The following is a 22,022-nucleotide window of genomic DNA, read 5'->3' on the forward strand; positions in this document are numbered from 1 at the left end:
TCCCATGATCAGCGACGCGCGTCGGCCTCAGCGGGACTTCTTGAGCTCGCTCGGCTTGTGAGCGGCTTCCTTGCCGGATTTGTCGCTCTTCACGATATATTGCGGGTCGTCCTTGGAAGCCGCCACCTTATGGCCCTTGATGTGGGTCTCGGAGGTCTGCTTCTTGACAACCTTGCCGACGCTGTGCCCGCCCGAGGAATCCCATTCCACCTTGTCGCCGGCTTTGAACGCTTTCGTCATGGAGCACTCCTGTCCGCTTCCGAGAAAACCTGCCGCCCTCTGAATGCGAAACGGCGCTACGGCTTTCCCGTTCCGTCCCGGGTGCGTGAAGACGGGCTGTCGTGGACGATCATCGCCAGACGGTGGCACCTCTGCGCACCCGGCTCCAGGCAGATCATCGCCGGCTTGTCCTGGAGATCGCCGTCGAATCCTTCGGGATCCGCATATCCGGTCCAAGCCTCCAGGGACAGGAACGGGGCGCCAGGCTTGGTCCACGCGGCCAAATGAGGGAAATGCTCCACGGTCATCTCGATCGCAGCCCCGGAGGGCGCCTCGAAGCGCCAGGATCGGCTGTGGGCATCGAGAAACACCAGGGCGTCGTCGCGGAATAGATCGGACGCCAGCGCAAGCTTCCGGTCCGCCAGGGGGATGGGCCGTCGGGCGGTGGCGATCAGCCCTTCGGCCGTGATCACCGGAACCTCGGGTCTCTCCGGCTCCGCGAAGACGAGACGGTGCCCCTCCGGGGACGAGCCGTCGAACGGCCAGGGGAAAGCGGGGTGGAGCCCGAGCGCGTAGGGCAGAACGTCTGGGCCTGGGTTGTGCACCGTGAACGCGAGTCTCAGCGCGCTTAGCTCCAGGCGCACCTCCAGGTCGAGGCGGAACGGGAGCGGGAACGTCGTATCGGCGTCCTCCGGCTCCAGGCGAAGACGAGCTTGATCGGGCCCTCGCTCGACGCATCGGAAGCGGGACGTGCGCGCGAAGCCGTGACGGGGCATGTCGTAGCTCCGCCCGGCGATACGCACCCGAGCGCCCTTCACCTGGCCGACGACGGGAAACAGGACCGGGGCATGCCACGCCCAATAGGCCGGGTCGCCACTCCACAGGAGGTCCCGACCGCCCACCTGCCAGCGGATCGGCTGCGCCCCCAGGAGGGCGATCTCGGCCCGGCTGGTGCCGGACGACAGACTGATGCTGTCGCCCGGGATGGTTTGAGCCGTCACTTGCCCTTCTTCGAACCGATCTGCTCGTCCCACCGGCGGAAGGCCAGCACCATCTTGTCCGGCGTCAACGGCAGCTCGATGGGGTTGTCGGCGATGAGGCTGGCATATTCGGGACGGCCATATTCGCGGATCACGTCCTGGCTCTCCTTCGGGGCCATGGAGAGCGGCACGTTCTTCACCGCCGGGCCCGGATAGAGATAACCCTCGTCATAGGCGAAGGCCTGGCTCTCCGGCTTCAGGAGGTCATTCATCAGGTCGAGCAGCACCGCGAGCTTGTCGTCGGAGACGCCCTTCGGCACCACCATGAAGAAGGCGTCGGACACCCAGTGGAAGCCTTTGAGCGTCGCGATCTTGGCTTCCTTGGGCACGATGCCGAGCGCCCGGGGATTGATGTCCCATCCGGTGGTCGAGATGATGATGTCGCGCGAGCCTTCGCCGAACTCCTTCATGGTCGCGGTGGTGCCGGACGGATAGTACTCGATGTTCGGATTGAGCTCCGCCAGATAAGCCCAGGTCTTGTCCCAGCCGTTGACCGGGTCCTTCGGATCCTTGTCGCCCAGAATATAGGGCAGGCCCATCATGAAGGTGCGGCCGGGGCCGGAATTGGCCGGGCGCGCATACATGAAACGGTTCGGATTGGCCTTGGCCCAGGCCAGCAGTTCCTCGGCCGTGGTGGGCACGGACTTCACGCGCTCAGGTGCATATTCGAGGATCGGGCCGGACGGATAGTAATTGATGACGACGCCGAAACCCTGGCCCTGCGCCTTGTGCAGGTTCAGGGCGGCAGGCTCGTAATTGGCCTCCAGGCCCGGGAAGCGATCATTATAGGCTGGCAGGAGTTTCAGCCAGAGGCCCTGCTCCAGGCCCGCCGCGAGGCCGTCGCTGCCGGTCAGGATCATGTCGATGTCGATGCGGCCCGCATCCTGCTGCGCCTTGACCTTGCTGGCGAGTTCGGGCGCGGGAGCCTTGACGTATGTTATGCGGGAGACGAGTTCGGGCTTGGCCTGCTTGTAGGCATCGAAGGCCTTCTGCATCAGGGCCAGGGCGCCGCCGACGTCGATGACGTTGATGGCCACCGGGGATTTTGGCAAGGCCGGCGCCTGCGCGCGGGCTCCCGTGGCCGACAGCGCGGCCAGACCAGCAGCGCCGCCCAGCAGGTGGCGGCGATTGATTGAACTACCCTGATCCATCCGAACTCTCCCTCTCGTTGCGGCTGCGTAAAGCCGATCCCTGACCTGCCGCGGCATTCCCGCGGAACGTCACTCTTCCGTTGCGGCAGTGAAGCAAAAAGAAACTGTGGCGACAACGGCCTTGACCGAAGTGGTCGACTGATCGTGATCCCGACCCAAGGTCAGGGCGGCTGCGCCCGGCTCGGCTGGAGCGGTTATGGGGCGTCGTCGAGAAGACGCGCGAGGCGGCGCAGGGCAAGGGAATAGCCCTGCGTGCCGAACCCCGCGATCACGCCGTCCGCCCGGTGAGACACGAAGGAGTGGTGCCGGAAGGCCTCGCGCTTGTGAACGTTGGAGATGTGGATCTCGATCACTGGTCCCTCGAAGGCGTTCAGCGCGTCGAGGATGGCCACGGATGTGTGCGTGAAGGCCGCCGGGTTGATGGCGATGCCCCCGGCGGCTTCCCGGGCCTCATGGATCCAGTCGATGAGCTCATATTCGCGGTTACTCTGATGGAAGCGGATTTCGAGCCCGAGTTCACCTGCCAAGGCCCGACAATCCTGCTCCACGTCGGCTAGCGTCTCATGGCCGTAGATGTGGGGCTGGCGCTTGCCCAGCAGGTTCAGGTTCGGGCCGTTCAGAACATAGACAAGGCGGCTCACAGGTGTCTCTCCATCCTCTCGATGGAGAGCCCCTTACACCCTTAAGGTGGAGCCGGTCGACAGGAATGGCCTCAGCCGCGCCTTTCCGGCGGGACAGGCACCTCGAGCGGACCGGAGGGCGGCACGCCGATGGGCTCCCCAGAGGGCTGAACCGGGCTGGGGGCCGGCGCCGGAATGTCGGGCTGCTGGACGGGCTGAGGCATTTCCGGAGGCGTGTCCGGGCGGTCCGGCGTCGAGGCCGGGTTGCGCGGATCGGTGCCCGACGAGGCGAATGCTGACACGGGGGTCTCCTTCGACGCACACACGCGCCGTCAGACCAACCCCTCGGCCTCTTTCATGTTCCGGCCGCGCCCGTCCGGCGACGGTTCAGCCGACGTATTTCTCGTGCAAGTAGGCGAGATAGGGCTCGGGATCGAGCCCGCGTCCCGTGACGCGGTGCAGCAGTTCCTCGCGGGTGAAGCGGCGGCCATGCTGCCATACCTTGTCCCGCAGGGCGTCGGCCAGGGGAGCGTAGTCACCAGCCGCGAGGGCATCGTCCAGGCCGGGACCTTCCGCGCGCAGCGCCGCCATGACCTGGGCACCCATCACGTTGCCCACCGTATAGGTCGGGAACGACCCGATATAGCCCGTCGACCAGTGCACATCCTGCAGCACGCCCCGCGCAGCGTCCGGAACGTCGAGGCCGAGATCGCGCTTGATGGCGGCGTTCCAGGCCTCGGGCAACTCGTTCACCTTCAGGGACCCGTCCATGAGGGCCGCTTCGATTTCGGCCCGTAGCATGATGTGGAAATCGTAAGTCAGCTCATCGGCTTCGACGCGGATGAATCCAGGCTCCACGCGAGTGACGGCCCTGTAGAATTCCTCGGCCGTCACATCGCCGAGCTGATCGGGGAACTGCTCTTGCAGGGCCGGGAAATGCAGCCGCCAAAAGGTGAGGCTGCGCGCCACGTGGTTCTCCCACAGGCGGGACTGGGATTCGTGCGCACCGAAGCTCGTGCCGCCCACCGCGTAGAGGCCGATCAGATCGGTCGCCAGCGTGGTGCGGGTATAGGCTGGATCCACCCCCTGCTCGTAGAGGCCGTGGCCGACCTCGTGGGCGGTTCCGAAAACGGACGCCGGCAGGTAGTTGCGGGTGTAGCGCGTGGTGATGCGCACATCGTTGCGGGTGAACGAGACCTCGAAGGGATGAACCGTGGTGTCGAGACGCCCACGGCCGAAATCGTAGGTCATCGCCTCCGCGATGCGCAGGCCGAAGGCGCGTTGCCCGTCCTCCGGGAAATCCCGGAACAGGAAGTCGGAGCGCGGCGCCGGCTTGGCGCGGGCCTGATCCAGGATGAACTTCAGCCCGATCCGCAAGCCCGTGAAAAGTTGGCGCAGGCTGGCGGCGGTCTCGCCCGGCTCGTAGATCGACACCATGGCGTCGTAAGGGTGCTCCTCCCAGCCGATGGCATCCGCATAGGCGCGGGACAATTCGACGGTCTTTTCCAGATAGGGCACATAGGACGCAAAGTCCGATGTGGCGCGCGCCTTGATCCAGGCCGATTGCGCCACGGTGCGCAGGGCCGCACGCTCCTGAATCAGCGAAGCCGGGATGCGGCTGTGATGGATGAAGGCCGCGCGCGTCTGGGCCACCATGCTCCGCTCCGGTGCATCCTCGGGCAGCGACTCGATGCCCTTTTCGGCGGCGTCGAGAGCCGCTTCCGTCTCCGGTGCGAGCAGGAGGTCGCGGGCGATGCGCGTGAGCGTCGCGATCTGCTGGCCGCGGGTCTCCGCCCCGCCGGACGGCATCATGGTGCGCGAATCCCAGGTGAGCAGGGAGGTGGCGTTCAGCACGTCGTTGACGGCGGCCACGCGCTCGTTGAGCGCCTTGAGGGCATGCATTGTCATGAGATCGACCTGTCAGGCGGTGCCGCCGGTGTTGAGATGGCAGGCGGAGGAGCGGCCGGGCCCGATGGGCGCCAGCGCCGGAACCTCGCGCTTGCAGCGCGGACCCGCGAAGGGGCAGCGCGGATGGAAATGGCAACCACTCGGCGGATGGAGGGGCGAGGGAATCTCGCCGGCGATGGGGCGGAAGTCCTTGCGGCCGACGCCGACCCGCGGAACGCTCTCGAACAGGGCCCGCGTATAGGGGTGGTTCGGGGCCGCATAGAGTTCGGGGGTGGGGGCCAGCTCCACGATCCGGCCCAGATACATGATGGCGACCCGATCCGAGACGTGGCGCACCACGCCGAGATCGTGGCTGATGAAGATCGCCGTGAGGTCGAGGTCGCGGCGCAGGTCCATGAACAGGTTCAGCACCTGGGCCTGGATCGACACGTCCAGCGACGCCACGGGCTCGTCGAGCACCAGGAGATCCGGCTTCATCGCGAGCGCGCGGGCGATGGCGATGCGCTGGCGCTGGCCGCCGGAGAACTGGTGCGGGAAGCGGCGGCGGTAGCTCGGATCGAGGCCGACGCGGCCCAGCATGTCGGCCACGTAGCCGTCCGCCTCCCGGGCCTTGACGATCTTGTGGGCCACCGGCCCCTCGCCCACGGTGTCGCCGATGCGCATGCGCGGGTTGAGGCTGGCGAACGGATCCTGGTGGACCATCTGGACGCGGGTGGTGAGCTTCTGGGTGCGCCGTCCCTGCTCCTTGGCCACGGGGGCGCTCCCGAAGGTCACCTGGCCGTCGCTGGGGGTGTAGATGCCAGCCACGATGCGCCCGAGGGTGGACTTGCCGCAGCCGGACTCGCCCACGAGGCCGATGACCTCGCCCTTTCGCACGTCGAGGCTCACATCCGTGACGGCGCGCACGATCTCGGTCTTGCGGCCCGCCCCGAAGGCGCCCGCGATGCGCTCGCCGAGGCTCGGGCGCTTTACGAAGCGTTTTGATACGCGGCTGATGTCGAGGATGGCGGCGGACATGAATCGGACTCGATGGGGTAATGGCAGAGGGCGGTGCGGCCGCCCTCGAAATGCTGAACGGGGGGTGTGGTGGTGCAGGCGGGCCCGGCCTTGAAACAGCGCGGCGCAAAGGCGCAACCGGGCGGCAGGTTGGCCAGGGACGGCGTGGAGCCGGGCACCTGCGGCAGGCGCTCGCCCGGCTCGTGCTCGGCCGGAACGGAGGCCAAGAGGCCCGCCGTGTAAGGATGGCGCGGGGATGCGATCACCTCGGCGGCGGCACCCGTCTCCACCACCTTTCCGGCATACATGACGCAGATGTCGTCCGCGAGGCTCGACACCACCGCCAGATCGTGGGTCACCCACACGAAGGCCGTGCCGGTGTCGTCCGCGAGGCGACGCACTTCGGCGAGAATCTGGCCCTGGATCGACACGTCCAGCGCCGTGGTGGGCTCGTCCGCGATGATGACCGCCGGGCTGTGCAGGAGCGCGATGGCGATGGCCACGCGCTGGCGCATGCCACCGGAGAGCTGGTGTGGATAGGCGTCCAGCCGCTCCTCGGGGCTCGGAATGCCGACCTTCGCCAGCGCCGCGCGAGAACGCTCCCAAGCGACCTTGCGGGAGACCTTGTCGTGAGCCCGGACCGCCGCGATCATCTGGGTGCCGATCTTGAGGACCGGGTTCAGGGTCATCATGGGGTCCTGGAACACCATGGCGATCTTGGCGCCGCGCACCCGGCGCAGGGCTTCCCCCTTCAGCCGCGTGACGTCGACCCCATCAAGCAGCACCTCGCCGCCCGCGATTTCGCCCGGCGCCTCGATGAGGCCGAGGATCGAGTAGCCCGTCACGCTCTTGCCGGAACCGGATTCGCCGACGAGGCCGAGAATGCGGCCGCGCGCGACCTCGAAGCTGACGCCGTCGACGGCTTTCAGGGCACCGGCCTTGGTGTGGAACTGCGTGCGCAGGTCCCGGACCTTGAGAACCGCGTCGCTCATCGGCTGCGCCTCGGGTTGAGCACGTAGCGGACCTGATCGCCCACCAGGTTGATGGCCACCACGGTCAGCATCAGCGCGATGCCGGGATAGATCGAGATCCAGTAGCGGCCCGAGAGCAGGAACTGGAAGCCGTTCGAGATCAGCGAGCCCAAGGAGGGCTGCGTCAGGGGCAGGCCCAGGCCGAGGAAGGACAACGTCGCCTCCAACGCGATGGAGTTGGCCACCTGCACGGTCGCCACCACGATGAGCGGCGGCAGCGCGTTGGGCAGGAGATGCCGGAACAGCACCTGCCGGGCGGGCAACGGGGTCGAGAGGGCGGCCTCGATGTAATCCTTGCGCCGCTCGGCGCTGGCGGCCCCGTGGGTCGTGCGGGCGAAGTAGGCGTATTGCGCGGCCGTGAGCGCCCCGATGAGCTGCGGCATTCCCTGGCCCAGCATCGCCACCAGGACGAGGGCGAGCAGGATCGCCGGGAGCGAGAGCTGGAGGTCGATGATCCGCATGATCACCGCCTCGACGCGGCCGCCGTAATAGGCCGCGACGAGGCCGACCGTGGTGCCGAGGAGGAGCGCGCAGAAACCCGCTGAGACGCCCACGATCAGGCTGGTGCGCAGACCGTAGAGGATGGCCGAGTAGACGTCGCGCCCGGCTGCGTCCGTGCCGAGCCAGTGGACGTAGCCGCCCGACCCGGTCTCGCCGGGTTCGAGACGCGCGTCGAACAGGTCGAGGGTCTGCTGGTTGTAGGGATCCTGCGGCGTCACGAGAGGCGCCAGGACCGCCATGAGCACCACGGACACGATGACGATGAGAGCCGCCACCGCGACGGGGCTTTGCCGGAAGTCGGACCAGAATCCGGCCAGACGCGTCCAGCGTGTTTCAGCGTCCAGGCTCATGAGGCAGCCTTCACGCGAATGCGGGGATCGAGCTGGCCATAGACCAGGTCGACGACGAGATTGATGAGCACGAACAGGAACACGACGAGAATCAGGTAGGCGACCATGACCGGGCGGTCGAGGACGGTGATGGAATCGATGATGAGCTTGCCCATGCCGGGCCAGTTGAACACGGTCTCGGTGACCACCGCGAAGGCGAGCGTCGAGCCGAGCTCCAGCCCGAAGACCGTCACGATGGGGATCGAGATGTTCTTGAGCACATGCAGCCCCACGACCTTGCCCTCGGACAGGCCTTGGGCGCGGGCGAACCGCACGAAGTCCGAGCTCATGACCTCGCTGGTTCCGGCCCGGGTCAGGCGGATGAGAAGGCCGAGCTTGAACAGGGCGAGGTTGAAGGCCGGCAGGATGATGTAGCTCCAGCCCTCCAGGGACGTGATCGACATCGGGATGCCGAACACGGTGGTGGTCGGACCTCGCCCGCCCGAGGGCAGCCAGCCCAGCTCCACGGCGAACACCATGATGAGCAGAAGGCCGACCCAGAAGGTGGGCACGCTGAAGCCCAGCACCGAGAACGCCATGATGGCGCGGGACGACAGGGCCTCCGGCTTGTAGCCCGCCCACAGCCCCAGCGGGATGCCGAGGCAAGTGGCGATGAGCATGGCGGTAAGCGCCAGCTCGAGCGTCGCCGGGAAGCGCGAGAAGATCAGGTTGATGACAGGCAGACGGTAGATGAACGACTCACCGAAATCCCCGTGCAGCATGTTGTTCATGAACACGAAATACTGCTCGATGAGCGGACGGTCGAGGCCGTAGCGATGGATGAGCGCCTCGCGCAGGGCCTGGTCGGAGGCCGGGTCGATCATCACGTCGATGGGGTTGCCGATGGCATAGACGCCCAGGAACACGATGATCGACATGGCGATGACGACCATGAGCGCCTGCAGCACGCGCTGAATGAGAAAGCCTATCATGCGGTCTTGCGATGGTGGTCCGGGTTCAAGCCCGGACGGAGGAACGGCAGGAACCGGCCGGATCGCTCCGGCCGGTTGGATCATTTCAGGCCCGCGATCAGCTCTTGGGCTTGATCTCGTAGGCCAGGGTCTCCTGGTCGACGCGGGACGGAACGGTCAGCATGCCCTTCTTGGCTGCCCAGACGGTCTGGATCTGCACGGTCGGGATGAGAGCGCGGTCGTTCATGGAGACTTCCGTCACCTTCTCGAACAGGGCGCGGCGCTTGGGATCGTCCATGGTCTTGGAGCCGTCCTCGAGGAGCTTGTCCACCTCGGGGTTGGAGTAGCCCTGCTTGTTGAACGCGCCGAGGCCGATGGCCGGATCCGCCGTGTGGACCAGGGAGCCGTAGGTGTAGCTCGCCTCGCCCGTCAGGGTGCCCCAGCCGCTCATCCAAAGCGAGAACTCGCCCTTCTGCTGCGCCGGGAAGAACACCGTGCCGTTGAGCGCATTCGCGTTCACCTTCAGGCCCGCGCGGGCCCACATCTGCGAGAGCGCCTCGCACACGGCTGAGTCGCCCGGCAGGCGGTTGTTGGTGCAGGCGAAGTCGATCTCGAAGCCCTTCGGGTAGCCGGCATCGGCCAGCAACTGCTTGGCCTTGGCGACATCGTAGGGCTTCTCGGGCAGGTTCTTGGAACCACCGAAGAAGTTCGTCGGCATGAGCTGGTTCGCCGGACGGCCGAGGCCTTCGAGCACCACGCGCACGAGGGTCTTGCGGTCGATGGCGAGATCCATCGCCTCACGCACCTTCGGGTCGCGCAACGGGTTGGCGTCGATCTCCTTGCCGTCCACCTTCACCTTCTTCGGCAAGGTTTCCTTCACGTTCGGCGTGATGTTGAGGAAGTAGACCGAGTCGGCCACGAAGGTGTCGACCGACTTGTCCTTCTGCATCGCCGCGTAGTCGGTGGCGGGCACGTAGTTCACGAGATCGACCTGGCCGGACTTGAGCGCCGCCATGCGGGCCGGATCGCTAGCGATCTCCTTGCGGACGACCTTGGCCCAAGGCTGCTTGTCGCCCCAATAGCCGTCGAAGCGCTCGACCACGAAATCGCCCTTCGGCTCCCAGGACACGAACTTGTAGGGGCCGGTGCCGATGGCGGCCTTGCCGGAGTTGAACTGCTCGTTGCGGGCTTCCATGCCGACGTTCTTCGAGACGACGAAGAGGCGGATGAAGTCGTTGGGCAGCGTGGGCGCAGGCGCCTTCGTGATCACGTGCAGGGTGTTCTTGTCGATGACCTTCGTCTCTTTCACCTGCTTGGTGTAGATCGTCATGCTCATCGGACCGGTCACCACCGGGATGCGGTCGATGGAGAACTTGACGTCTTCGGCGGTGAGTTCGGACCCGTCGTGGAATTTCACGCCTTCGCGGATCTTGAACTCCCAGGTCGTGTCGTCGACGGGCTTCCAGGACGTCGCGAGACCCGGCTTCAGCTGCAGGTTCTCGTCCGCCATCACCACCGTGTCGAAGATGTGGCGCAGGGTTTCGGCCTGACTGCCCAGGGTCGACCAATGCGGATCGATGGAATCCGGGCCGGCGCGCACGCCGATGGTGAGGGTCTGGGCTACGGCGGCGCTTCCGCCGAGCATGGTTCCGAAGAGCAGAGCCGCTGCAAATGTACGGCCGAGCTTGGAATTTTGTTTCACTGCATATCCCCTCTTGCTAAGGACCTAACTTTTCGTCCAATGTGTTCTTATCGATTATGACGGTAGGTCGCGGAAAGTCAAAAAGTCAACACAAACGTTCAAGCGGACCAGATGAGTTCTCACATAACAGCGGGCGACCGTTATAATGAAATAGAACAGTCAGCGGGCAGCAAGATCCTTACGGACCTCGCCGACGCGCTGGACCGCACGTTGCCCGTACCGCTGGGCATCCAGCTGCGCGGGCTCATCGAGTTCGGCATCGCGCTGGGCGAATTGCCGCCCGGCCAACGCCTGCCGTCCGTGCGCGAACTGGCCGATCGGGCCGGGATCGCGCCCATGACGGTCGCGACGGTCTATCGCGAGCTGCGCAAATCCGGCCTCATCGAGGCCAAGCCCGGCGCCGGCACTTATGTGGGCGACGGTCATAATAGCGACGGTTTGCGGTCCTCCGCCATCCGTCGGGTGCAGCGCCGGATTGACGCGCTCTTCACGGAGGCCGACGAGCTGGGCCTCTCGGGGTCCGTCGTCGCATCCCTGGTCAACGCCCGCGCGGCCCGGGGCCGGGCTGCCACCAGGCCCTTGCGGCTCGTGATGGTGGGCAATTTCCTCGACACGACGGAGCAATATGCCCGCCGCATCCAGGAACACCTCAATCCCGGCGACACGATCATGGCCACCACCGTCACGGCGCTGCAGGAGGGCGAGCCCTTCCCGATGCCCTGCGACGTGTGCATGACGCTGGCCCATCGCCGCGCCGAGGTGGAGGCCATGATGCCCGACCGGTCGATTCCGCTGGTGGGCCTGAGCTTTATCCCGTCCGAGGAGACCCGCGCGAAGCTCGCCGTCATCGACCCCATGGCGCGGATCGGCATCGTATCGATCTTCCCCGAGTTCATGGCCCTGATGAAGCCCGGCGTCCTACGCTTCACGCCTCATGTGTCGGACGTGGAGGTGCGCCTCATCACGGCGCCCGACCTGAAGGACTTCCTGGCTTCGCTGGACGTGCTCATCTACGCCAGCGGCGCGGAGCCGATCTTGAAAGACCTGCTGCCTGGACGCCAGGCGCTGGAATTCCAATACGTTCCCGACCCGCACGCCATCCGGCAGACGCTCATGCCGGTGATCGAGCGCATGCGCTCGGCCCAATCCGCAGACACAGAAGAGGACAAGCTTTCATGAAGATCGGCGAGATGAACTGGCTTCAGGTGGAGGAGTACCTGAAGACGGACGACCGCGCGGTGGTGCCGCTCGGCTGCACGGAGCAGCACGCCTATCTCAGCCTGTCCGTGGACAGCATTCTGGCCGAGCGCGTGGCGCTGGAAGCCGCCGAGCCGCTTCGCGTTCCGGTCTTTCCCGTTCTCGCCTACGGCATCACACCGTACTTCATGTCCTATCCGGGCACGGTCTCGATCAAGGCCGCGACCTATATGGCGATCGTCACCGACGTGCTCGATTCCCTCTACCGCACGGGCTTCCGCCGCATCCTGTTCGTGAACGGCCATGGCGGCAACTCGCCGGGCCAGACCGCCGGGATCGAGTTCATGAACGCCCGGCCCGATTGCCGGGTGCGCTTCCACAATTGGTGGAACGCTCCCAAGACCTTCGAGAAGGTCAAGGAGATCGATCCCGTCGCGTCCCACGCGTCCTGGATGGAAAACTTTCCCTGGACGCGCTTGCCGAACATCGCTCAGCCCGACCACCAGAAGCCGATGGTGGATCTGGAGCGCATGCGCACGTTCGGCCCCGAGGGCGTGCGCGAGATCCTGGGCGACGGCAATTTCGGCGGACGCTACCAGCGCTCCGACGAGGACATGGATGCCATCTGGTCCGTCGCCATCGACGAGACCCGCGCGCTGATCGAGACCTGGTGATGACGCAAGAAGCTACGACACAAGAGACCATATTGATCTGGGGTGCCGGCGCCATCGGCGGCACGCTGGGCGCTTATTTCGCCCGTGCGGGAGAAGACGTTCTTCTCGTCGATATCGTCGAGCCGCACGTGGACGCCATGAACCGCGACGGGCTTCTCATCGAAGGCCCTGTCGAGACCTTCCGGCAGCCGGTTCGGGCCGTGACGCCGGAGGGGGTCGTAGGCACCTTCAAGCGAATCATCCTGGCCGTGAAGGCGCACCACACCCGCGACGCCGTGCGGGACTTGGCGCCGCATCTGGCCGAGGACGGCAGCGTGCTGTCGGCCCAGAACGGCCTCAACGAGATCGTCATCGCGGAGGAGATCGGCGCCGAGCGCACGGTCGGGTGCTTCGTGAATTTCGGCGCCGACTGGCTGGAGCCCGGCCGCATCCTGTTCGGCAACCGCGCCACGGTGGCGGTGGGCGAACTCGACGGGTCCACCACGGAGCGCCTGCGCGACTACCATCGTCTGCTGTCGATCTTCGAGCCCAAGGCGGTGCTGACGGACAATATCTGGGGCTATCTCTGGGGCAAGCTCGGCTACGGCGCGATTCTGTTCGCCACCGCGCTCACCAACGGCTCCATGTCGGAAAACCTCGCCTCGGCAAGGCATTTCCCGGTCTTCCGGGAACTGGGCCGCGAGGTCATGGCCACCGCCAAGGCCAGGGGTGTGACGCCCTTAGGGTTCAACGGCTTCGACCCGGACGCCTTCATGCCGGGCGCGGGCGAGGCCGCCGCCCATGGGTCCGTCGACGCCATGGCGGAGTTCAACCGCCACACGGCCAAAACTCATTCGGGCATCTGGCGCGACCTCGCCGTGCGCAAGCGCAAGACGGAGGTGGACGCTCAAATCGCCATCATCGCCACGCTGGCGCGGGAAGCAGGGATTGCGACCCCTGCCATCGACACGCTCGTCACGCTCATCCACGACATCGAGGACGGGCGGCGTGAACAATCCTGGGAAACCCTCGACCTTCTGTTGGACACATGCAACTCGACTTCAACAACCGCCGCGCTGTCGTAACCGGAGCCGCGCAGGGCATCGGCCGCACCATCGTCGAATCGCTCGCTCGCGAAGGCGCTCAGGTCTGGGCGCTCGACCTCGATGAGGCGGGCCTGCGTACCGCGAAGGAGAAGGGCGCGCAGGAAACCCGTACGCTGGATCTCGCTGATCGCGCCGCCGTCAAGGCCGTCATGGATGATATGGCGGAACAGCTCGGCGGCATCGACATCCTCGTCAACTGCGCGGGCGGCGTACGCGGCCAGGTGGCTCGCCCTCTCGAAGAGGTCAGCGAGGCCGATTGGCTCGTGCTGTTCGAGGCCAACGTGCACGGGGCCTTCTATTGCGCGCAGGCCGCAGCCCCTCACATGAAGCGCAACAAGGCGGGCCGGATCGTCAACATCTCGTCCGGCGCGGGGTTGCGTCCCAGCCTCACAGGCATCCAGGCCTACACGGCCTCGAAACACGCGTTGGTCGGCCTGACGAAGCAGCTGAGCTTCGAGCTTGGGCCCTACGGCATCACCGTCAACAGCGTGGCGCCCGGCTTCGTGCTGTCGAACCCCGCCACGCAGCGTCAATGGGAGAGCTACGGACCCGAGGGTCAGGCGCGCCTCGTGGAGAGCATCCATACCCGCCGTCTCGGCGCCCCGCAGGACATCGCCGACACGGTTCTGTTCCTGGCGTCCGACGCCGCCGGCTGGCTCTCGGGACAGATCATTTCCGTCGATGGCGGGCGCTCCTAGGCGTTCGCCCAACAACAGATGCAAGACAAAGAATTCAAGGGAGGCATGATGGACCGGATTCAGGAACAGCCCTGGACATGGAGCGAAGAGGTCTGGCGCGGAAAGGTCGAGCACGTTCGCGCGGGCCGGTCGCTGAAACCCACCACCTGGAAGAACGGGGCGCGCTGCGCCGTCGCGCTCTCGTTCGACTCGGACCACGAGACCAACGAATTACGCGATGGCGGCAAGTCCATCGGGCGCATGTCGCAGGGTCAGTACGGCAACCGCAAGGGCGTGCCGCGCATCCTTGAGGCGCTCGCCAAGCACGACGCCAAGGCGACCTTCTTCGTACCCGCCGTCGCGGCCTTGCTTTATCCCGACGAGCAGCGCCGGGTGGTGGCGGAAGGCCACGAGATCGGCATCCACGGCTGGATCCACGAACTCAACAGCGTGCTGCCCTACGACACCGAACGCGACCTGATGTTCCGGGCCTCCGACACGCTGGAAAAGATCACCGGCCAGCGGCCCGTGGGATTGCGCACCGCCTCCTGGGACTTCAGCCCCGACACCCTGCGCATCCAGCGCGAACTGGGACTACTCTACGATTCCTCCCTCATGGCCGATGACGATCCGTACGAACTCCTCGACCGGGGCGAGCCCACCGGCATCGTGGAGTTGCCGGTGGAATGGATTCGCGACGACGCGGTCTATTTCAACATGCACCGCTTCAGCGGCCTGCGCCCTCATACTCCGCCCACGGCCGTCTACGACATCTTCCATCGCGAGTTCGAGCGGGCCTATGAGGAGGGTGGTCTCTTCCTGCTGACCATGCATCCGCATGTGACGGGCTATCGCTCGCGCATCTGGATCCTCGAAAAGCTCCTGGAAGATTTCGCGGCGCGGGGCGACGTGTGGGTTGCAACCCACGCGGACATCGCCGCTTACGTGAAGGAGAATGCCTGACATGGCGCTTCGGCGCGCCCGGGATCTCGGCCTCGCCTGCGGGTCGCTGCCCACCGGGCCGCGCAACGCCATCAGCGATGTGCCGGGGGTTCGCGTCGGCCATCGGACGCTCGATACGGGAGATCTGCGCACGGGCGTGACGGCGATCCTGCCCCATGGCGGCAACGTCTATCGGGACAAAGCCGTCGCGGCGGTTCACGTGCTCAACGGGTTCGGCAAGAGCGCGGGTCTCGTGCAGGTGGGGGAACTCGGCACCCTCGAGACGCCGATTCTGCTCACCAACACACTCGCGGTCGGCACGGCCTGCACCGCCCTGGTGCGCCGCGCCATCGCGGCGAACCCCGATATCGGACGCGAGACCGCCACCGTGAACCCGCTCGTATTCGAGTGCAACGACGGTTGGCTCAACGACATTCAAGCGCTGGCCGTGACCGAGGCCGATGCCTTCGCGGCCCTGGACGATGCGGCCGAAGACTTCGCTGTCGGGGCCGTGGGCGCGGGATGCGGTATGAGCGCGTTCGGATTCAAAGGCGGCATCGGCACCTCCTCCCGCCGCATCACGCTCGATGGCGCGGCCTTCCATCTCGGCGTGTTGGTGTTGGCCAATTTCGGCCGCGCCGGCGACCTGCGCCTGCCTGACGGACGCAAGGTGGCGCCCCCGAAGACGAAGCCGGAGGCCGAGAAAGGCTCCGTCATCGTGATCGCGGCCACCGACATCCCGCTCTCCGACCGACAGCTCGAACGGGTCATCCGGCGCGCGGGTGTCGGTCTCGCGCGTCTCGGCTCCTTCTGGGGCCATGGCAGCGGCGACATCGCGTTCGGCTTCACCACCGCCAACTTGGTCTCGCACGACGAGACCGCCGATCTCGTCTCCATGCGCATCCTCAACGAGAACCGCATCGACCGTCTGTTCGAGCCCATGGCCGATGCCGCCCAGGAGGCTGTGCTCGACGCCCTGGCGGCGGCCGCCCCCATGACCGGGCGCGACGGCCACCACCGTCCTGCCCTTGCCGACACCCTCACCCTCAACTGATCGAATCCCATGACCCCGAATTCCAACGATTTCACTCTCGCGATCCATGGCGGCGCGGGCACCATCCTGAAGAGCCGCATGACGCCCGAAAAGGAGGCCGCCTATCACGCGGGGCTGCGCCGGGCGCTGGAGGCGGGGCGCGCCGTCCTTGCCGATGGCGGCGCGGCGCTCGATGCCGTGACGGCCGCCGTGATGGCGCTCGAGGACGAGCCTCTGTTCAACGCCGGGCGCGGCGCGGTCTACACCTCGGCGGGGAAACAGGAGATGGACGCCGCCATCATGGACGGGCGCGACCGGGCGGCAGGCGCGGTGGCGGGCATTCTCGGACCCAAAAATCCGATCCTGGCGGCTCGCGCCGTGATGGAGCATTCGGGCCACGTGCTGCTGATCGGCGAGAGCGCGCTCGAGTTCTGCCGCCGACAGGGCCTCGCCTTCGAGGAAGCCCAATACTTCTTCACCGAGCAGCGCTGGCAGGCCCTGCAGGACACGCTGGCCATGCAAGAGAGCGGCACCGAGGACACGGACGAATCGCGCAAGCACGGCACGGTGGGAGCGGTCGCCCGTGACCGGCACGGCAATGTGGCGGCCGCCACCTCCACGGGCGGCATGACGGCCAAATCACCCGGCCGCGTCGGCGATAGTCCGGTGATCGGCGCCGGGACCTGGGCCGACGACGCCACCTGCGCGGTGTCCGGCACGGGCCACGGCGAGATCTTCATCCGCTACGCCGCCGCGCACGAGATCGCGTCACGCATGCGCTATGCGGGCGAGAGCCTGGAGGAGGCGTCCCGCGTCGTCGTGATGGACATGCTGGCACCGGCCGGCGGATCGGGCGGCATCATCGCGGTGGATCACGCAGGCAATTTCGCCCTGCCGTTCAACTGCTCGGGCATGTATCGCGGCGTGGTGCAGGCCGACAACGCCTTGCGCACGGCGATCTATCGGGATGACCTGAAGGACGTCAGCGCGTCGGCGTGAACTGCGCCACGAGCTGGTAGAGATCGCCCGGATAGGTGAGCCGCACGAAGGTCACGGTGTCCGCCCCCCGCCAGGTGCGGCGCTCCACCACGAGGCAGGCTTTGTCCGGCGCGACGCCCAGAAGCTTCGCCTTCGCGGGCCCGGCCTGCACCGCGTAGATCCGATTCTCGGCCTCGGTCCAGGGCACGTGATGGAGCAGCCATGTGCCGGGCGGGGTGGTCTTGAAGGCCGTGATCGCATCCTCCGGCACGATGGCGAGATTCATGAGCCTCTCCTCTATGGCGAAGGGCTCGCCGCGAGCGAGATGACGGCAGCACAGGTCGAGGACCGGCAGGACGCCGTTGCCAGTGGCCCGCAGCCTGTCCCGGTCTTCCTGGGTGGATTTGCGCCGCGTGCTGCTCAAGAGTTCGTACCCGTAGGCATCGCCCCGGGCGGTGATCTCGGCCGGGATGTCGGGAATCTGCAGTACGGCCGACTGCGCCAGGGGCCGCGCCACGAAGCTGCCCGCCCGCCGCCGCCGCTCGATGAGGCCCGCCTCGGCTAGGCTCGAGAGCGCCTTGTTCACCGTCATGCGCGAGCAGCGGTACTGCTCCATGAGTTCGTGCTCGAAGGGGATCCGGTAACCCGGCTCCCAGGTCCCGGACAGGATCCGAGTTTCGATGTCGGAGCGGATGCGCTGGTGCAGGGTGTCGGCCATACCGTCCTCAAAATGCTGGATCAGGCCAGGAGACGCTTCAAGGTTTCTTCGAACCGGGCCCGGATCGCCTCGGCGCGATGGTGGCGACCGCCCGTGACAACCTTGTGCCCCCGGCTCCACACGCAATCGACCGCGTTCCGTCGGCTGGCGAAGATCCAACTGTCGAGAAGCGCATCGCCCTTGCGGCCCGCGAGGGCATGGTGGTCGGCGTCAAGTGAGACACAATCGGCCCACTCGCCCACCCGGAGTCCCGCATTCGGCGTGCCCAGCGCCTGGCTGCCGCCCGTCAGCGCCCCGTCGAAGAGGGCTCGCCCCGTCGACGGCGTCCCGGCCGTTGCCATGACGTTGCGGGCGCGATGCAGGAGACGCTGCGAATATTCGAGCTGCTGCAGCTCGCCCGGCAGGCTGATCAGCACGTTCGAATCGGATCCGACACCGTAACGGCCGCCCATGCCGACGAAGTCCGGGCCGTTGAAAGTCCCGTCTCCCAAGTTGGCTTCGGTGAGGGGGCACAGACCTGCCACCGCTGCCCGGTGAGCCATGGCGGCGGTCTCGTCGGAGGTCATGTGAGTGGCGTGGATGAGGCACCAGCGCTCGTTCACGGGTTGGTTCGCCAAAAGCCATTCCACGGGCCGCGCGCCGCTCCAGACCTTGCAGGCCTCCACCTCGGCGGTCTGCTCCGCGATGTGGATGTGAACCGGTCCGTCGCCGGCGAGCGGCACCACGGCGTCGAGTTCTTCCGGCGTCGCGGCCCGCAGGCTGTGCGGAGCCACGCCCACGATGGCGCCGTCAAGGCCCGCAACGGCGCGGCGGCTGAAGGCCAGAAGGTCCGCATAGCGCGACACGTCGTTGATGAAGCGGCGCTGGCCCGGCGTCGGCTCCTGCCCGCCGAACCCGCCGTGGGCGTAGAAGACCGGCAGCAGCGTGAGATTGATGCCGCTCTCCTGCGCGGCCTCGGCGATGCTCGCCGCCATCTGGGCGATGTCCGCATAGGGCCGCCCGTCCCGGTCATGATGCAGGTAATGGAACTCGCCGACGCGGGTGAACCCCTCCTCCAGCATCTCCACATAGAGCTGCGCCGCGACCGCTGCCACATCGTCGGGGCTCATCCGGCCGACGAAATCGTACATGCGCTCGCGCCAAGTCCAGAAGCTGTCTGCGGTGGGACCCCGCATCTCGGTCAGGCCCGCCATGGCGCGCTGGAAGGCATGGCTGTGCAGGTTCGGCAGACCCGGCAAGCCGACGGCATGGCGCTCGTCGCCTGCCTCGGCAGGCACGCCCGCCTCGATGGCGGCAATACGGCCCCCCTCCGTCACGAGCCTGACATCCTGCGTCCAGCCCCCCGGCAGGAGAGCGTCCCTGAAGTGCAGCGCGGTCATCTTTCAGCCCCGTCCTCTTCGACCTATGGACAGGTTCGCCTGGCCATGTTTAATATGTATAGACAAATAAGCGGTGTCGAGCAATTCGACACTTCATCAATCCGGGGATGCTGACAAGCGATGGCTTCGAAAGTGGATCGGATCTGGCACAACGCCCGCCTCGCCACCCTGGCCGAGGAGCGTGACGGCCTGGGCCTTGTCGAGCAGGCCCTCATCGCCGCCAAGGACGGACGCATCGTCTATGCGGGGGTGGCGTCGGACGCGCCTTCGTTGGACGCCGCCGAGCGGATCGACTGCGAGAACCGCTGGGTCACGCCGGGACTCGTCGACTGCCACACGCACCTCGTCTATGGCGGCGACCGCGCCCTCGAATTCGAGATGCGCCTCAACGGCGCCTCCTACGAGGATATTGCCCGTCAGGGTGGCGGCATCGTGTCCAGCGTCAAGGCCACGCGAGCTGCGAGCGAGGACGAGCTGGTGGCAGGCGCCGCGCGGCGTCTCGACCACCTGATCGCCGAAGGCGTCACCACCGTCGAGGTGAAGTCCGGCTATGGTCTCGACCGGGAAACCGAGATGCGGGCCTTGCGCGCAGCCCGCCGCCTCGGCGAGATCCGCCGGGTCAGCGTCGTCACGACGTTCCTGGGCGCCCATGCGCTTCCGCCCGAGGCGAAGGGCGACAAGGACGCTTATATCGACCTCGTGATCCGCGACATGCTGCCTGCCATCGCGAAGGCCGGACTCGCCGATGCGGTCGATGCGTTCTGCGAGGGCATCGCGTTCTCGCCGGACCAGACGGCGCGGGTCTTCAGGGCCGCGAAGGAGTTGGGCCTGCCGGTCAAGCTCCACGCCGATCAGCTCTCCAATCTCCATGGGGCGGAGCTGGCCGCCTCCTTCGACGCCTTTTCGGCGGATCATCTCGAGCACACCGACGAGGCCGGTGCCGCCGCCATGGCGAAAGCCGGCACGGTCGCGGTGCTGCTGCCCGGCGCGTTCTACACCTTGCGCGAAACGAAGATGCCGCCCATGGAGGCGTTCCGTCGTCATGGGGTGAAACTGGCGCTCGCCACCGATTCCAATCCCGGCACCTCGCCTCTGACATCCTTGCTGCTCACGATGAACATGGGCGCGACCCTGTTCCGCATGAACGTGAACGAGTGCATTGCGGGCGTCACCCGCGAGGCCGCCCGCGCGCTCGGGCGTCTGAACGAAACCGGGACGCTCGAGGCCGGGAAATGGTGCGATCTCGCGATCTGGAACATCGAGCGCCCGGCGGAGCTGGTCTACCGCATCGGATTCAATCCACTTCACGCCCGCATCTGGAGGGGCCAATGATACAAAGCGTTACACTCGTTCCAGGCGAAGTTCCTCTCGGCGCTTGGCGCGCGATCTATCGCGGCGCGGACGCGACCCTCGATCTTTCCTGCCGCCCCGCCGTGGAGGCAGCCGCCGCCACCGTGGACGCCATCATCGCCAAGGGGGAGCCGGTTTACGGCATCAATACGGGCTTCGGAAAGCTCGCGAATGTGCGCATCGCCGATGCGGATCTCGCTCAGCTCCAGCGCAACATTGTGCTGTCGCACTGCGCGGGCGTGGGCGAACCCTTGCCCGTGCCTGTAGTGCGCCTTGTGATGGCGCTCAAGCTCGCAAGCCTCGCGCAGGGTGCCTCCGGGGTGCGGTGGGCAACGGTCGAGCATCTGGCAAGCTGCCTCCAGCGCAATCTGATCCCCGTCATCCCGTCTCAAGGATCGGTGGGTGCCTCCGGCGATCTCGCACCGCTGTCCCACATGACGGCGGCCCTCATGGGCGTGGGCGAGATGGTGTCGGAGGGCGAGCGCATGCCCGCCGAGCGGGCTCTCGCCCGCGCCGGCTTGGAGCCCCTGGCCCTTGGTCCCAAGGAAGGCCTTGCCTTGCTCAACGGGACTCAGGTCTCGACCGCGCTCGCGCTGGCAGGTCTCTTCGAGGCCGAGCGGGTGTTCCAGTCGTCTCTAGTCACAGGAGCGCTGTCCACCGACGCCGCCAAGGGATCGGACGCCCCCTTCGATCCGCGCATCCAGAAAGTGCGCCGCCATCCGGGCCAAATCGAAGTGGCAGCAGCCCTACGAGGCCTCATGAGCGGGAGCGCGATCCGGGCCTCGCACCTCACCAATGACGACCGCGTGCAGGATCCCTATTGCCTGCGCTGCCAGCCCCAGGTGATGGGCGCCTGCCTCGACCTGATGCGCCAGGCCGCGACGACCCTCGACCGGGAGGCGAACGGCGTGTCCGACAATCCGCTCGTGTTCTCCGATACGGGCGAGATCATCTCCGGCGGAAACTTCCACGCCGAGCCCGTGGCCTTCGCGGCCGACATGATCGCGCTGGCGCTGTGCGAGATCGGCTCCATCGCGGAGCGGCGCATCGCCATGCTGGTGGACCCGGCGCTCTCCGGCCTGCCCGCGTTCCTGACGCCGCGCCCGGGTCTCAATTCCGGCTTCATGATTCCGCAGGTGACGGCGGCGGCTCTTGTCTCCGAGAACAAGCAGAGGGCCTATCCGGCCAGCGTCGATTCGATCCCGACCTCCGCCAACCAGGAGGATCACGTCTCCATGGCGACGCACGGCGCCCGCCGTCTTCTCGCCATGGCGCGGAACACCGCCAACGTGATCGGCATCGAACTCCTGGCCTCCGCGCAAGGCTGCGACTTCCATGCGCCCATGCGCTCGAGCGAGTTCCTCGAGCGCGCCCGCGCCACGCTGCGCGCCGCCGTGCCTCATCTGGAGGACGACCGGCACATGTCGCCCGAAATGGCCGCCGCCACAGTGCTCGTCACCTCCGGCGCGCTGGCCGATTCCACCGGCTTTTCGTCCTTCCCTCGCATCGACGCCTGAACAG

At 66.6% G+C, this 22,022-nt stretch carries 22 protein-coding genes; 9 read left to right on the plus strand and 13 right to left on the minus strand.

What is annotated here, in order from left to right:
• Positions 1–27: 27 nt before the first annotated feature.
• The 11 genes from ILT42_RS06655 to ILT42_RS06705 all read right to left on the minus strand — a co-directional run bounded on the left by ILT42_RS06655 (position 28) and on the right by ILT42_RS06705 (position 10,468).
• Entirely contained in the window at positions 28–240 is a 213-nt protein-coding gene (locus ILT42_RS06655) for a hypervirulence associated TUDOR domain-containing protein (RefSeq protein ID WP_204214651.1), read from the minus strand.
• A 56-nt stretch (positions 241–296) separates the two neighbouring features.
• Complete coding sequence (locus ILT42_RS06660; protein WP_204214652.1) at positions 297–1,220, minus strand: aldose 1-epimerase family protein; 924 nt, start codon at positions 1,218–1,220, stop codon at positions 297–299.
• Positions 1,217–2,410, minus strand: a complete 1,194-nt coding sequence (locus ILT42_RS06665; RefSeq protein WP_204214653.1) for an extracellular solute-binding protein — start codon at positions 2,408–2,410, stop codon at positions 1,217–1,219. The genes ILT42_RS06660 and ILT42_RS06665 overlap by 4 nt, the downstream gene beginning before the upstream one ends.
• 194 nt (positions 2,411–2,604) lie before the next feature.
• Positions 2,605–3,051, minus strand: a complete 447-nt coding sequence (aroQ, locus tag ILT42_RS06670) for a type II 3-dehydroquinate dehydratase (protein ID WP_204214654.1) — start codon at positions 3,049–3,051, stop codon at positions 2,605–2,607.
• A gap of 71 nt (positions 3,052–3,122) precedes the next feature.
• Entirely contained in the window at positions 3,123–3,332 is a 210-nt protein-coding gene (locus ILT42_RS06675) for a hypothetical protein (protein ID WP_204214655.1), read from the minus strand.
• A gap of 85 nt (positions 3,333–3,417) precedes the next feature.
• A complete protein-coding gene (locus ILT42_RS06680) occupies positions 3,418–4,938 on the minus strand; it encodes a carboxypeptidase M32 (RefSeq protein ID WP_204214656.1) in 1,521 nt (506 codons plus the stop codon).
• 12 nt (positions 4,939–4,950) lie between these two features.
• Complete coding sequence (locus ILT42_RS06685) at positions 4,951–5,955, minus strand: ABC transporter ATP-binding protein (RefSeq protein ID WP_204214657.1); 1,005 nt, start codon at positions 5,953–5,955, stop codon at positions 4,951–4,953.
• Positions 5,907–6,926, minus strand: a complete 1,020-nt coding sequence (locus ILT42_RS06690; protein WP_204214658.1) for an ABC transporter ATP-binding protein — start codon at positions 6,924–6,926, stop codon at positions 5,907–5,909. Before ILT42_RS06690 ends, ILT42_RS06685 begins: the two co-directional genes overlap by 49 nt.
• Positions 6,923–7,816, minus strand: a complete 894-nt coding sequence (locus tag ILT42_RS06695) for an ABC transporter permease (protein ID WP_204214659.1) — start codon at positions 7,814–7,816, stop codon at positions 6,923–6,925. The genes ILT42_RS06690 and ILT42_RS06695 overlap by 4 nt, the downstream gene beginning before the upstream one ends.
• Entirely contained in the window at positions 7,813–8,787 is a 975-nt protein-coding gene (locus ILT42_RS06700; protein WP_204214660.1) for an ABC transporter permease, read from the minus strand. Before ILT42_RS06700 ends, ILT42_RS06695 begins: the two co-directional genes overlap by 4 nt.
• A gap of 97 nt (positions 8,788–8,884) precedes the next feature.
• Positions 8,885–10,468 carry an ABC transporter substrate-binding protein gene (locus ILT42_RS06705; RefSeq protein ID WP_204214661.1) on the minus strand — a complete coding sequence of 528 codons (1,584 nt, stop codon included), beginning with the start codon at positions 10,466–10,468 and terminating at the stop codon, positions 8,885–8,887.
• Positions 10,469–10,579: 111 nt separating this feature from the next.
• Here ILT42_RS06705 and ILT42_RS06710 point away from each other — a divergent pair, with 111 nt between their 5' ends.
• The 7 genes from ILT42_RS06710 to ILT42_RS06740 are packed head-to-tail and all read left to right on the plus strand — an operon-like array spanning position 10,580 to position 17,075.
• Positions 10,580–11,647 carry a GntR family transcriptional regulator gene (locus ILT42_RS06710; RefSeq protein ID WP_204214662.1) on the plus strand — a complete coding sequence of 356 codons (1,068 nt, stop codon included), beginning with the start codon at positions 10,580–10,582 and terminating at the stop codon, positions 11,645–11,647.
• Positions 11,644–12,339: a creatininase family protein gene (locus ILT42_RS06715; protein ID WP_204214663.1), complete on the plus strand. Its 696-nt coding sequence runs from the start codon at positions 11,644–11,646 to the stop codon at positions 12,337–12,339. The genes ILT42_RS06710 and ILT42_RS06715 overlap by 4 nt, the downstream gene beginning before the upstream one ends.
• Positions 12,339–13,403, plus strand: coding sequence for a ketopantoate reductase family protein (locus ILT42_RS06720; RefSeq protein WP_204214664.1), 1,065 nt, complete (start codon positions 12,339–12,341; stop codon positions 13,401–13,403). Before ILT42_RS06715 ends, ILT42_RS06720 begins: the two co-directional genes overlap by 1 nt.
• Positions 13,367–14,122, plus strand: coding sequence for an SDR family NAD(P)-dependent oxidoreductase (locus ILT42_RS06725; RefSeq protein ID WP_204214665.1), 756 nt, complete (start codon positions 13,367–13,369; stop codon positions 14,120–14,122). Before ILT42_RS06720 ends, ILT42_RS06725 begins: the two co-directional genes overlap by 37 nt.
• Before the next feature lie 48 nt (positions 14,123–14,170).
• Positions 14,171–15,064 carry a polysaccharide deacetylase family protein gene (locus tag ILT42_RS06730; RefSeq protein WP_204214666.1) on the plus strand — a complete coding sequence of 298 codons (894 nt, stop codon included), beginning with the start codon at positions 14,171–14,173 and terminating at the stop codon, positions 15,062–15,064.
• A 1-nt stretch (position 15,065) separates the two neighbouring features.
• Complete coding sequence (locus ILT42_RS06735) at positions 15,066–16,097, plus strand: DmpA family aminopeptidase (RefSeq protein WP_204214667.1); 1,032 nt, start codon at positions 15,066–15,068, stop codon at positions 16,095–16,097.
• 9 nt (positions 16,098–16,106) lie between these two features.
• Positions 16,107–17,075, plus strand: coding sequence for an isoaspartyl peptidase/L-asparaginase family protein (locus ILT42_RS06740; protein WP_204214668.1), 969 nt, complete (start codon positions 16,107–16,109; stop codon positions 17,073–17,075).
• Here the strand turns inward: ILT42_RS06740 and hutC are convergent.
• Together hutC and ILT42_RS06750 are read right to left on the minus strand one after the other, a co-directional pair.
• Complete coding sequence (gene hutC / locus ILT42_RS06745; RefSeq protein ID WP_204214669.1) at positions 17,059–17,772, minus strand: histidine utilization repressor; 714 nt, start codon at positions 17,770–17,772, stop codon at positions 17,059–17,061. The genes ILT42_RS06740 and hutC overlap by 17 nt on opposite strands.
• Before the next feature lie 20 nt (positions 17,773–17,792).
• Positions 17,793–19,151 carry a formimidoylglutamate deiminase gene (locus ILT42_RS06750; RefSeq protein WP_204214670.1) on the minus strand — a complete coding sequence of 453 codons (1,359 nt, stop codon included), beginning with the start codon at positions 19,149–19,151 and terminating at the stop codon, positions 17,793–17,795.
• A 120-nt stretch (positions 19,152–19,271) separates the two neighbouring features.
• Between ILT42_RS06750 and hutI the strand changes: the two genes are divergently transcribed.
• The gene (gene hutI, locus ILT42_RS06755; protein ID WP_204214671.1) at positions 19,272–20,483 is read left to right on the plus strand and encodes an imidazolonepropionase; all 1,212 of its coding nucleotides are present in this window, start codon (positions 19,272–19,274) and stop codon (positions 20,481–20,483) included.
• Positions 20,483–22,018, plus strand: a complete 1,536-nt coding sequence (gene hutH, locus ILT42_RS06760) for a histidine ammonia-lyase (RefSeq protein ID WP_324617720.1) — start codon at positions 20,483–20,485, stop codon at positions 22,016–22,018. The genes hutI and hutH overlap by 1 nt, the downstream gene beginning before the upstream one ends.
• Positions 22,019–22,022 lie beyond the last annotated feature (4 nt).

Source organism: Microvirga pudoricolor (assembly GCF_016892705.1).
Taxonomy (GTDB): Bacteria; Pseudomonadota; Alphaproteobacteria; order Rhizobiales; family Beijerinckiaceae; genus Microvirga; species Microvirga pudoricolor.